The organism is Actinoplanes subtropicus, from assembly GCF_000721705.1.
Taxonomy (GTDB): domain Bacteria; phylum Actinomycetota; class Actinomycetes; order Mycobacteriales; family Micromonosporaceae; genus Actinoplanes; species Actinoplanes subtropicus.
Genome location: NZ_JOJL01000026.1, coordinates 25,164 through 36,831 on the forward strand (window position 1 = coordinate 25,164; position 11,668 = coordinate 36,831).

Consider the following 11,668-nt stretch of genomic DNA (forward strand, 5'->3'; position numbering starts at 1 on the left):
CACTAGCGCTCCTGCCTCCCCATGGCGATCTCCCGAGGCGATTGTGACCCAGCCGACGATGCGCCATACGTCTGACCTATCCGGTTCGGCACCCGAACCGCACCCCGCACACTCCTCATTCCGGCGACCGCGGCACCGAACTGACCGTCATGCCCGCCGCCGTCGCCGTACGAAGGCCGGCCGGCGTGATCGCGCTCGCGGTCGCGCTGGTCGCCTTCGAGGCCGTCTGGCTGCTGGCCGGATGGCGGCACCGGCCGCACCACCCGGTGATCGGGTGGCTGCCGGTGATGGCGGCGGCGACGCTTTCCACGTACGCCAGCCTGCGTGCCGCCCGCCGCCCGGACATGGCCGCCACCACCCGGCGTTTCTGGCGCACCGTCGCGCTGGCCAACGGCGTGCTGGCGATCGCCGAGCTCGCCAACACGCACGACGCGCTCACCGGCCCCTCGGCGCCCGGCCCATCCATCGGCCCGGTCACCATGACCCTGCTGCTGGCGGTCGTGCTGCTGATGGTCTGGGCGCTGCTGCGGCTGCCGGCCTGGCGGCATACCCGCGGCGACTGGGCCCGGTTCGCGCTGGACGCGGGCGTCCTGGTGATCACCTGCGGCGGTTTCCTCTGGCGGTACTGGCTCGGTACCGGCGCCGAGTGGACCGCCCAGAACGGCGCGATGCTGGCGATCTGCGCCCTCGCTCTGATCGTCATGATCGCCATCGTCAAGATCGCCTTCGCCGGCACCGGCGAGATCGACCGGCGCGCGCTGCACATCCTGTCGGCCGGCATCGCGCTCTCCGCGGGCAGCGGCGCGCTGGCCCCCGCGTTCGTCGAGCGGCCCTGGCTCACCACCTCGTTCCTGGCCGGCCCGATCGCCTCGATGTTCACCGTGTTCGCCGCCGAGCGGCAGCGGCACACCACCTGTCCCCCGCCCACCGACCGGCGGACAGCGCGAATCAGCGTTCTGCCGTACGTGGCGGTCGCCGCGATGACCGCCCTGCTGCTGGCCGGCGAGGCCCGGGACAGCAGCGCCCACCTGGGCACCGCGATCTGCGTCGCGGCGCTCACCGCGCTGGTGGTGACCCGGCAGGTCAGCGCCTTGCGCGACAACCGGCGCCTGCTCGAGACGGTCGACGCCAACCTCGGCCGGCTGCGGGAGTACCAGGCCGAGCTCGACCACCAGATCGGCCACGACGCGCTCACCGGCATCGCGAACCGATCGCTCTTCGCCGAGCAGGTCACGTCGCGGCTGGGCGCTCCGCTGCACGTGGCGCTGCTCGACCTGGACGACTTCAAGGTGATCAACGACCGGATGGGGCACGGCATGGGCGACGCCCTGCTCCGGGCGGTCAGCGAGCGGCTGCACGAGCGGCTGCGGCCCTCGGATTTCATCGCGCGGCAGGGCGGCGACGAGTTCACGCTGCTGCTGTCCGGCCCCTCCTCGGCAGGCGAGATCACCGAGCTGCTGCGGGACGTGCTCGACCGGGTGCAGCAGCCGCTCTCGCTCGGCGGCCAGGATCTCGCGCCCCGGGTCAGCATCGGCGTCACCGCGGCCCGCCCCGGCGACACGCCCGAGGAGCTGATCCGCCGGGCCGACGTGGCGATGTACGCCGCCAAGAACAATGGCGGCGGCCGCTGCATGTGGTTCGACCCGGTCATGGACCAGATCGCCGACGCCGACGCCCGGCTCGCGGCCGACCTGCGCCAGGCGATCGCCCGCGACGAGCTGTTCGTGCTCTACCAGCCGATCGTCGAGCTGCCGCACGGGCGGCTCGCCGGGGTGGAGGCGCTGATCCGCTGGCGGCACCCCGTACACGGTCTGGTTTCGCCCGCGGTTTTCATCCCGCTGGCCGAGCGCAACGGCTACATCGTCGAGCTGGGTCGCTGGGTGCTGCGCGAGGTGGTGCGGCAGGCCCGCGAGTGGGAGCTGACCTACGGCGACGCCGCCCCGGAGAAGGTGAGCGTCAACATCTCGGCCCGCCAGCTGCGCGAGCCGGACTTCCCGGCCGAGGTCGACGAGCTGCTGCGCAGCTCGGGACTGACGCCCCACCGCCTGGTCGCGGAGGTCACCGAGACCGCGGTGCTGGGCACGGGAGAGGCCTTGGACGCCGTACGCGCGTTGCACGCCCTCGGCCTTCGCGTCGCGCTGGACGACTTCGGCACCGGCCAGTCCTCGCTGAGCCTGCTGGTGGACTGCCCGGTCAAGATCCTGAAGGTGGACAAGTCGTTCGTCGACGGGGTGACCGGCGCGTCCGCCCAGGCGGTGATCGTCGACGGCCTGATCGGCATCACCGAGGGCCTGCGGATCGAGGCGGTGGCCGAGGGCGTCGAGACGGCCGACCAGGCGTACCGGCTGCACAAGATGGGCTACCGGTTCGCCCAGGGCTTCCACTTCGCCCGCCCGATGCCCGGCGCCGACATCGCCCTGCTCCTGGAGGTCGTCCCGGCGTCCGTTCCCAGCTTCCGTTCCAGCCTTCGGGAAAGTCGACAATCTCCACTGATTTAGTGGACAAGGTGGGTGTTCCTCGGCGAGGATCGCCGCATGGATCTCACCTTGGCGCTCGCCGGCCTGGGCGTCGGCGTCATCGTCGGCCTCACCGGCATGGGCGGCGGCGCCCTGATGACCCCCATCCTGGTGCTGGTGTTCGGCGTGCCCCCGATCGCTGCCGTCTCCAGCGACCTGGCCGCGAGCGCCGTGATGAAGCCCTTCGGCGGTTTCGTCCACGCCCGCCGCGGCACGGTCAACTGGCCGATGGTCCGCTGGCTGTGCGTCGGCAGCGTCCCCAGCGCCTTCCTCGGCGTGCTGCTGCTCCGCCTGATCGGCGACGACGACAGCGTCCAGCAGACCATCCGCATCGCCCTGGGCGTGGCCCTGGTCCTGGCGGCCGGCGGCCTGCTGGTCAAGGCCTGGACGGCACGCCGCCGCCCGCCGCTGGACGGCCCCGCCCCGAAGGTCGAGGTCAAGCCCCTCCCGACCGCCCTGCTGGGCGCCGTCGGCGGCCTGATCGTCGGCCTGACCTCGGTCGGCTCCGGCTCCCTGATCATCGTGGTCCTGCTGGCGATGTACCCGAAACTGCGCGCGAACGACCTGGTCGGCACCGACCTGATCCAGGCCATCCCGCTGGTCACGTCGGCCGCGCTGGGCCACGCCCTGTTCGGCGACCTGAAGCTCGACCTGGCGGCGGCCGTCCTGATCGGCTCGGTCCCCGGCGTGCTGATCGGCTCGCGCATCTCCTCCCGCGCGCCCGGCGGCCTGGTCCGCGCGGCCCTGGTCATCGTCCTGCTGGCCAGCGCCCTGAAGCTCTTCAACGTACCGACGGCCGCGGTCGGCATCATCACCGGCGCGGCAGTCCTGATCGCCGTCGCGCTGGGCGTCACCAACAAGCTGCGCCCCGCCCGCCGCCTCACCGACTCCCCCACCCGAACCGAACTATCCGCCGCGGCCTGACCACTCACCGCCACAGCCCGCCTGCCCCAGCGCCACCGCAGGCCGCCCACCCCGAGCACCGCGCGCAGGCCGCCCACCCCGAGCACCGCGCGCAGGCCGCCCGCCCCGAGCACCGCATGCAGGCCGCCCACCCCGAGCACCGCGCGCAGGCCGCCCACCCCAGCACCGCGCGCAGGCCGCCCACCCCGAGCACCGCGTGCAGCCGCCCGCAGCCGGCCCACACCGCCGCACCGCAGCCGGCCCACACCGCCGCACCGCAGCCGGCCCACACCGCCGCACCGCAGCCGGCCCACACCGCCGCACCCGCAGCCGGCCCGCACCACCGCACCGCATCGCCGACCGCACGCTGCGCCTCATCGCGGACCGGCCCACACTCCGTGATCCGATCCGCACGGCGGGCTTACCGAATGCTTACCCGCCCGCCCGACACTTCCGGCATGACCGCCGCCCGACGCCTGATCGCCATCGCGCTGACCCTCGCCGCGGTGGTCGCGGCCTGCGCCGCCTGCCGCACCCGCACCGAAACCGGCCCCACATCAGTCCCCGCGGCCACCGGCTCCTCAACCCGGACCATATCGATCGGCGGCCGGGACCGCACCTACATCCTCTATCGACCGGCTGGACTGCCCGCGTCGCGAGTGCCGCTCGTGGTCATGCTGCACGGCGGCTTCGGCAGCGCCGGCCAGGCCCAGTCCTACTACGGCTGGAACGCCGAGGCCGACGCCAACCACTTCGTGGTCGCCTACCCCGACGGCGTCCGCGCGGCCTGGAACGCGGGCGGCGGCTGCTGCGGCGTGCCCGCCGATTCGAACATCGACGACGTAGCCTTCATCACCCAGGTGGTCCACGAGGTGTCCGCCACGCTGCCGATCGACCCGAACCGGATCTACGCCACCGGCATCTCCAACGGCGGCCTCATGGCCTACCGCCTGGCCTGCGACACCACCCTCTTCGCGGCGATCGGCCCCGACTCGGCCACCCTGCTCGGCGACTGCGCGTCCCCACATCCCGTCTCAGTGCTGCACATCCACGGCACGGCCGACACCCGAATCCCCTACCAGGGCGGCCAGGGCGACGGCTTCGCCAAAATCAACGGCCCCGCGGTCCCCGACCTAGTGGCCCGCTGGCGCACCGTAGACGGCTGCAAGCCACCCGCAACGACCACCTCGGGCCCGGTGACGACCTCCCTCGCCAACTGCCCAACCGGCAGATCCGTCGAACTCATCACCATCACCGGCGCCGGTCACCAGTGGCCCGGCAGCGCCGACAAACCGCTCCTGGAACGCGTCGCCCGTATCGACACACCCTCCGCCGCCCTGAACGCCACCGACGCCTTCTGGCACTTCTTCGCCTCCCACCCCCGTCGCTAGTCCCCCGTGCGGCCGGCGACCACCAAGCCGCGCCACGCTGGAAGCCGCGAAGCCCAGCCATCGGTAGCCACCATGCGCACCACCCGGCGACTGCCAAGCCGCACAGCCGGGTGACGCTTGATCGAGTCGAGCCGCACCGCCGGGTGACGCTTCATCGAGTCAAGCCGCACCGCCGGGTGACGCTTCATCGAGTCAAGCCGCACCGCCCACGCGGCCGAATCCTCGGCTGCCCGGCAATCGCTTTCTCGTTCTTGCCAAGGAACGGGCCGATCGGCCGGGCAGCCGCCTTGATGCGATCGGCGGACCCACCGCCATGAGGTCAGTGTGGACACGCCCAGGCACGGTCGCCGGGGCGGCGTCAGCGGCCGGCCCGTCGAAGACGCCGGACCTGGGCGGCCCAGCGATTGCGCCGGATGCGCTCGACGCGCCGTCGCTGACGGGTCCGCTCGATGCGCCGGGCGCGCGTGGCCCTCTCGCGGGACTGATCCCGTTGGGGTTGGCCGGAACGCCGAGGCTCGTTGCCGTTGGCAGCGTCCATCGACCAGCGAGGTCTTCCGCCGTGATCATCGAGGATTCCTTTCACTCTCTGTCCGTCTCTGCCTCGGCTCCGCTTGAGGCGCCCAGCATGCGTCTGCCGCCGCCTCGCTGTCAAGGTTAGATTAATAAATTAATTGGTTGTAGGATGCGGAGCCATGGGCGTTGACCTGGTAATTGTCGATCTCGCGCGGTTAGTTCGTGCTCTCGCGCACCACGATGTGCGCGTCCGGCGCCTCGTAGACGACGGCCTCCGGGCCGGTCATCGCGTCGAGGATGGCAGCGGCGGCCAGCTCGCCGATGCGCTCTGCGTCGTGGCTCAGCGCCGAGAGGGCCGGGACGGCAAGCTGGCACTGTGCCGAGTCGTCCCAGGCGATGACCGAGACGTCGGCCGGCACGGTCCGGCCGGCCTCACGGGCCGCCTCGAGACCGGCGATGGCCATCACGTCGTTGTCGAAGACGATCGCCGTCGCCGCGGTCCGCAGCAGCGTCTCCGCCGCGGCCTTGCCCGACTCGTACGAAAAATCGCCCTCGGCCTTCAGCACCGTCATGCCGCGCACCGCTGCCTCCGCCTCGAAGCCGTCGCGGCGCAGCTGCGTCTGGGCGAAACCCATCGGCCCGCTGACGTGCCCGATCGTGCGGTGCCCCCGCTCGGCCAGGAATCGCGTGGCCTCCCGGGCACCGCCGGCGTCATCGGTCCGCACGGCCGGCAGCCCCGGCGCGGTCGACGGGTCACCGATCACCGCAGCCGCCAGCTCCAGGCGTTCGACCAGCTGGGCCCGCTCGTCGCCGGGCGCCAGGTCGACGAGGAGCACGCCGCTGACCTGCCGGTCGGCCGCCCACCGCTGGTAGGTCGCCGTCTCGGCCGCCCGATCGGTGACCACCTTCAGCAGCACCGAAACGCCCATCGGGGTCAGCATGCGCTCGAGGCCCTCGATGAATTCGTGGTAGTAGGGCTCTTCACCGAGCACCCGGGCGGGGCGGGTCAGCACGAGGCCGACTCGTCGCGGCTGCATCACGTCGCTCCTCCCGATCACCAACGGTCCCGGCCGGTACCGTATCGCCTAGTACAGGCCCCGCACCGTAAGAGATCGCCGTTCGGACCGGAGAGGACAGATGGCACGTCGGGAAGCGCCCGCGGCCGGCCCGGGCAGCCGGGCCCTCGTCGTGGACGTGATCCGCTCGGCCGTGGCGATCAGTCGGGTCGAGCTGGCCGACCTGACCGGCCTCACAGCGCCGTCGATCTCGAATATCGTCCGCGACCTGATCGCCGACGGCATCATCCACGAGGTGGGGTCGGCCGACTCGCTGCGCGGCAAGCCGCGGAAGCTCATCGCGATCAACCCGCAGAACCGTTTCGGTGTCGGCTTCCACCTGGGTCCGGAAACGGTGACGTGCGTGGCGATCGACCTCACCGGCGGCCTGATCGGCCGGGAGATGGTGCCGCGCGTCGCGGGCGCGTTGCCGGAACAGCTGACCGAGCGGTTCGACGACTTCACGGCCGCGCTCGACCTGCCCCGCGACCGCATCGAGGGCTTGGCGGTGGTGGCCCCCGCGTCCTGTCCTGGCGATGCCGGGCCGTCCTTCGATCGTGCGGCGCTGTCCTCGCGGCTGGGCCTGCCGGTGATCGCGGAGAACGATGCGGCCGCGGCGGCGCTGGGCGAGTTCTGGAGCCGCCGGGTCTCCCGGGAGCAGTCCTTCGGCAGCATCTACGTCTCGACCGGAATCGGCGCCGGGTTCGTCTTCGGTGGCGCGCTCTTCCGGGGCGCCAGCTTCGACGCCGGCGAGCTCGGGCATGTCTCGATCGACTACGCCGGGCGGCTCTGCCCTTGTGGCAACCGCGGCTGTGTCGAGCGGTACGCGTCGATGGCGGCCACCGCCGCGGCGGCCCGGGAGATCCCCGCCCTGCGTCCGGTGATCGGGGCCGCGACAACCGACTCGATCGCGTACGACCAGGTGGCCCGCGCCGCGGTGAACGGCAACCGGACCGCCTTCGAGGTGATCGACCGCGCGGCCGCGCTGTTGGCGGTCGCCGTGACCTCGATGGTCAACCTGCTAGACCTCAGCCGCCTGGTGCTCACCGGCCCGGGCGTTGCGTTAGCCGGCTCGATCTACGCCCGCCGTCTGCGCGAGCACCTCGAGCGGACCGCGCACGCCCGCCTCCGGCACCCGGTCGCGGTCGAGTTGTCCGCTCAGCCACGGGACGCAGCCGGCATCGGCGCCGCCGCGCTGGTAGTGCAGGCCTCGATAGCGCCCGGCCACACCCCGGGCCCGGCCACCTGAGGCGGGCGACCCGCACGGCCCGAGTCCGGCAGACCCCCGCCACGCGAGACGGGCGGGCCAGCCACCCGCGACCCGGCGGCCACCTGAACAGGCAGGCCCGCCACATGAGACGGCAGTCCCGCCGCCTGAAGCGGGGGCGGGCCCGGCCACCCGAGACTGGAAGGCCTCCGCCCCCGGAGAGCGGCGGGCGCGGCCATCCAGGACGGGACACGGGCAGAGACGCCGTGTGTCCCTTCGGGGTGACCCATCCGCCCGGCCCCTGACAGGCGGGTCGACCGGTGAGCCGGCCACCTGCCGAGCAAGCGCGGGCCAGCGGGCGAGCCGCCGAGTGCCCTCGGGCGTCAGCTGACGTGCGCGGTCACGGGGCCGCGCGGGCCGGTCACACGGGCCGGTCACACGGGCCGGTCACACGGGCCGGTCACACGGGCGGGTCACACGGGCGCCCGAGCTGGTCGCAAGCACGCGCCAGCCGGGAGCACGCACGCGCGAGCCGGCCACACCGCGCGGCCACACGCGCCGGCGAGCGGTCGCGCGGGGCACGCAGGCCGGGCGAGCGGGCGCGCGAGCCGGTCGCACATGCCCGAGCCGGTCGCACATGCCCGAGCCGGTCGCACATGCCCGAGCCGGTCGCACGGGCACCGGTCGCACGCACCGCGGGGGCTCACACGGGCACGCAGGTCGGTCGCGCGCACCGCGAGCGGTTGCACGGGCACGCGAGCCGGGCGCCAGTGCACAGCACGCGAGCCGGGCCAACGCGCCCGCGAGCGGTCGCGCGGGCACGCGAGTCAGCCGCAGCACACAGCACGCGCGCGCCGGACGCCCGCACCCGCGAACGGTCGCACGGGCCGTGGGCCGGCCATACCCACGCGTGAGCGACCGCACTGCCGCACTGCCGCACGAGCGCACTGCCGCACGAGCGCACTGCCGCACGAGCGCACGGCCGCACGAGCGCACGAGCGCACGAGCGCACCGGTCTACTGTGGGCGGACGTTGTGGTTGGCGGCGAACAGGTTTGACGGGTCGTATTGGCGCTTGGCCGTTGCCAACCGGCGGTAGGTGTTGGGTGGGTAGACGGCGGCGACGTCCACTTCGGTCGATGAGCTGAGGAAGTTTGCGTAGGCGCCCATCGTGTGCGGGGCCAGGCGGTGCCAGAAGGCGTTCAGCGCGGGAGTGGCCGCCGCGATGACCGGGTCGGGGCCCAGCGTTGTGGCGACTACCAGCAGTTCGGCCTTGCGGTGAGGGTAGGCCGTGGCGTCGTCGGCTACCCGGGAGACCGCGCCGCCGACGGTGCGGATGGCCAGGAACGGGGATTTGCCGGAGGCCGCCGCCTCGACCAGGTGCGCCAGGGCGGCCGATACCGACGCTGGGGCGATGAAGGCGCTGCGGGTGACCAGGCGGATGCCGGGCGGTGGGGTCATTCCGGCTTCCAGTACCGAGCCGTACGGCTTCAGGGTCACGTCGTCGGTCAGCAGCGGGGCCAGCCGGCGGATCGGGTCGATGGCGGTGGCGGCTGCGGAGGGGTCGTCTCCGTCGAACATGAGATGGATCTCGACGGGGGCGTCGGGGCCGCCGGCGAAGGGGTTGGCCAGGGTGGCGATCGCGGTCAGCTCCTCGGGGGCGCCGCGCATGTAGGTCGCCCACCCCTGCAGGACCGCCGCGGCCGACGTCGCCGGGAAGCTGAGCTTTCCGTGGTGGACTGCCGTGGTGGGCTGGGCCTCGAACTCGAATGCCGTCACCACCCCGAAGTTGCCGCCGCCGCCGCGCAGGGCCCAGAACAGTGATGGGTTCTCGGTCGCGTCGGCGCGCAGCACCGAGCCGTCGGCGGTGACCACCTCGGCTCCGACCAGGCTGTCCAGGGCCAGGCCGTGCTTGCGGACCTTCCAGCCGATGCCCCCGCTCAAGGTGAGTCCGCCGACGCCCACGCTCCGGGTGTCGCCGGACGAGATGGCCAGGCCGTGCGGGTCCAGCGCGTCGGCCACGGCACCCCACGTGGCGCCACCCCCGACCCGCACGAGAGACCCGCCGCCAAGGGAAACGGCCGACAGGCGGGACAGATCGATCACCAAGCCGCCGTCGTTGGTGGCGAAGCCCGGAAAGCTGTGCCCGCCGCCGCGAACCGCCAGCGGCAAGCCGGACGACGCCGCGAAGCGGACGGCCGCCCGCACGTCGCCCACGCCGGCCGGTCGCAGCACGTACGCCGGACTGCCGACGGTCAGAACCGCGCGCCGGGCCGACTCGTAGTCCGCCGCGCCCGGCTCGACGATGTCGCCTTCGAAGTTGTCGAGGGTGTCCAGAACAGAAGTCATGTTCACCCGACGCCGCCGCCCTGCACGATGTGACGCCATGTGACCGGCGACACGGTCACCCGCTCCCCGGGCGACGGAGGGACGGCCGAATCTGCTGGAAGCAGTAGTACAGCGCGATCACGAAGTGCGCGACCAGACACAACGGCGCACTGAACAACGCCACCACCATCGTCGTCAGATACAGCACCGTCCCGATCGCGCTGAACCGGACGATCGAGCCGCGCACCCCGGCCGGGTCCACCCCGTCCGCCAGCAGCGCCGGATGCCGCGCCACATGGGTGTACAACGCCGCGAAGGACATCGACATCGCCAGCATGACAAACGAATAAACCAAGGCTGCCGTACGCGCGTCAGCTCCTCCGTCGCGCAGGTACTCGGACATCAGCGCGGTCGTGAACGGGATCGCCACCACCGTCATCAACAGCAGAAGGTTGAGGAACAAGGTCACCCGGTCGACCCGCCCGACCAGCTGGAACACCCCGTGATGGTTGACCCAGATGATCCCGATGATCAGAAAGCTGGTCAAATAGGCGGCATACGCCGGCCACTCGTGCGCCAGGTCCCGCGCAAGCGTCCCGTGGCTCACCGGCACCCGCAGATCCAGAACCAGCAACGTGATGGCGATGGCGAGCACGCCATCGCTGAAGGCCTCGGTCCGTCCCGTGTCGCTCACCGGATCATTATCCGGGCATCGATCTGCCACGATAGCGGGCATGCGCCGCCGATTCCGGCTCTCCTACCTGTACGTGCTGATCGGCGTGTTGCTGCTGCTCGCCTGCTTCCTGCTGCTCTACCCGGCGCGGGACACCCCGGCCTTCGGCACCCAGCTGCGCATCAACGTCGGCTCCAACCTGCTCGACCTGGTGCTCGCGGTGCTGGTGTTGCAGCCGTTGGTGCTGTCGCTCAACCGCAACGCGGTGCGCTGGCGCGGCCGCCTCGACTACCGCGGCGTGATCCGCCGGATCGAGCGGGCCACCGACCACGTCGACGTCTGGAAGTACTGGACCGGCCTGCTTGAGCCGCGCTTCGAGCCGGCCTTCACCGCCGCGGTCCGGGCCGCGCTGGACCGCGGCGTACGGTTCCGGCTCCTGCTCACCGACCCGTCGTCGCCGGATGCCGCCGAGCGTGCCCGGCAGGTCGCCCCGACCGACGCGCTCGCGCTGATCCGGCAGAACATCGAGCGGCTCGACGACCTGGTCCGGCAGCTGCCCGAGCGGCACGCCCAGCTCTTCCAGGTACGGATCAGCCCGGTCGGCCCGGCGCACGCCTGCTACCGGGTCGACGACTGGCTCTCCTACGGCCTGTTCCGCAACCGGCGGGTCAGCGAGAGCGACCAGCGCGAGGTCCGGGTCCGCGGCGACCTCGGCGCGCTGGCCCTGGAGGCGTTCGAGAACCGGTGGAACGCGCCCGGCCTGCTGCGCATCGGCGACCACTACCGGGTCCGGCTGCGGCTGACCGTCGGCGACACGGTCGTCGAGCAGGACCTGCGGTACGTGATCCACGACGGCGAGCACTGGGTCAACGTGCACCCGGTCGCCAAATACGCCTTCCACCCCGACCACGAGGCGGCCGTCGACGGCTCCCGGTACGTGCTGGCCGACGGCCCGGCCGGCGCCGCCGGGGACCGGTACGCCGCCAAGTACGGCCCGGACCCGGGCGTGGTCCTCCTGAGGCTGACCAGCCCCTCATGATCTGCCGCCCGCCGCCGAAAGGAACGGTGGAAGACGGGACGGAT

General features: G+C 72.3%; 8 protein-coding genes. 5 read left to right on the forward strand and 3 right to left on the reverse strand.

Features of this window, described 5'->3' with window-relative positions:
* The first annotated feature begins 149 nt into the window (after positions 1-149).
* The 3 genes from IH26_RS0132315 to IH26_RS0132325 all read left to right on the forward strand — a co-directional run bounded on the left by IH26_RS0132315 (position 150) and on the right by IH26_RS0132325 (position 4,810).
* Positions 150-2,498 carry a putative bifunctional diguanylate cyclase/phosphodiesterase gene (locus tag IH26_RS0132315; protein ID WP_051808914.1) on the forward strand — a complete coding sequence of 783 codons (2,349 nt, stop codon included), beginning with the start codon at positions 150-152 and terminating at the stop codon, positions 2,496-2,498.
* A gap of 36 nt (positions 2,499-2,534) precedes the next feature.
* Positions 2,535-3,440, forward strand: a complete 906-nt coding sequence (locus IH26_RS0132320) for a sulfite exporter TauE/SafE family protein (protein ID WP_051808958.1) — start codon at positions 2,535-2,537, stop codon at positions 3,438-3,440.
* Positions 3,441-3,877: 437 nt separating this feature from the next.
* Entirely contained in the window at positions 3,878-4,810 is a 933-nt protein-coding gene (locus IH26_RS0132325) for an extracellular catalytic domain type 1 short-chain-length polyhydroxyalkanoate depolymerase (RefSeq protein WP_030440043.1), read from the forward strand.
* A gap of 728 nt (positions 4,811-5,538) precedes the next feature.
* Here IH26_RS0132325 and IH26_RS0132330 read toward each other — a convergent pair.
* Positions 5,539-6,360 carry a LacI family DNA-binding transcriptional regulator gene (locus tag IH26_RS0132330; RefSeq protein ID WP_030440044.1) on the reverse strand — a complete coding sequence of 274 codons (822 nt, stop codon included), beginning with the start codon at positions 6,358-6,360 and terminating at the stop codon, positions 5,539-5,541.
* A gap of 100 nt (positions 6,361-6,460) precedes the next feature.
* On the opposite strand from IH26_RS0132330, the gene IH26_RS0132335 reads away from it, so the two are divergent.
* Complete coding sequence (locus tag IH26_RS0132335; RefSeq protein WP_030440045.1) at positions 6,461-7,627, forward strand: ROK family transcriptional regulator; 1,167 nt, start codon at positions 6,461-6,463, stop codon at positions 7,625-7,627.
* Between the two features lie 974 nt (positions 7,628-8,601).
* On the opposite strand, the gene IH26_RS0132340 is transcribed toward IH26_RS0132335, so the two are convergent.
* Together IH26_RS0132340 and IH26_RS0132345 are read right to left on the reverse strand one after the other, a co-directional pair.
* A complete protein-coding gene (locus tag IH26_RS0132340; protein ID WP_030440046.1) occupies positions 8,602-9,933 on the reverse strand; it encodes an FAD-binding oxidoreductase in 1,332 nt (443 codons plus the stop codon).
* Positions 9,934-9,988: 55 nt separating this feature from the next.
* Positions 9,989-10,648 (reverse strand): TMEM175 family protein, encoded by a 660-nt coding sequence (locus IH26_RS0132345; RefSeq protein ID WP_063763776.1) that lies wholly within the window; start codon positions 10,646-10,648, stop codon positions 9,989-9,991.
* On the opposite strand from IH26_RS0132345, the gene IH26_RS0132350 reads away from it, so the two are divergent.
* Positions 10,647-11,624, forward strand: coding sequence for a hypothetical protein (locus tag IH26_RS0132350; RefSeq protein WP_030440048.1), 978 nt, complete (start codon positions 10,647-10,649; stop codon positions 11,622-11,624). The genes IH26_RS0132345 and IH26_RS0132350 overlap by 2 nt on opposite strands.
* Positions 11,625-11,668: the final 44 nt, after the last annotated feature.

What these genes read in the sequence shown, in the direction of transcription:
- IH26_RS0132335 (WP_030440045.1), top strand. Translation starts at nt 6,461, where the DNA reads ATGGCACGTCGGGAAGCGCCCGCGGCCGGCCCGGGCAGCCGGGCCCTC.
- IH26_RS0132340 (WP_030440046.1), bottom strand. Translation starts at nt 9,933, where the DNA reads ATGACTTCTGTTCTGGACACCCTCGACAACTTCGAAGGCGACATCGTC.
- IH26_RS0132315 (WP_051808914.1), top strand. Translation starts at nt 150, where the DNA reads ATGCCCGCCGCCGTCGCCGTACGAAGGCCGGCCGGCGTGATCGCGCTC.
- IH26_RS0132345 (WP_063763776.1), bottom strand. Translation starts at nt 10,648, where the DNA reads ATGCCCGCTATCGTGGCAGATCGATGCCCGGATAATGATCCGGTGAGC.
- IH26_RS0132330 (WP_030440044.1), bottom strand. Translation starts at nt 6,360, where the DNA reads ATGCAGCCGCGACGAGTCGGCCTCGTGCTGACCCGCCCCGCCCGGGTG.
- IH26_RS0132320 (WP_051808958.1), top strand. Translation starts at nt 2,535, where the DNA reads ATGGATCTCACCTTGGCGCTCGCCGGCCTGGGCGTCGGCGTCATCGTC.
- IH26_RS0132325 (WP_030440043.1), top strand. Translation starts at nt 3,878, where the DNA reads ATGACCGCCGCCCGACGCCTGATCGCCATCGCGCTGACCCTCGCCGCG.
- IH26_RS0132350 (WP_030440048.1), top strand. Translation starts at nt 10,647, where the DNA reads ATGCGCCGCCGATTCCGGCTCTCCTACCTGTACGTGCTGATCGGCGTG.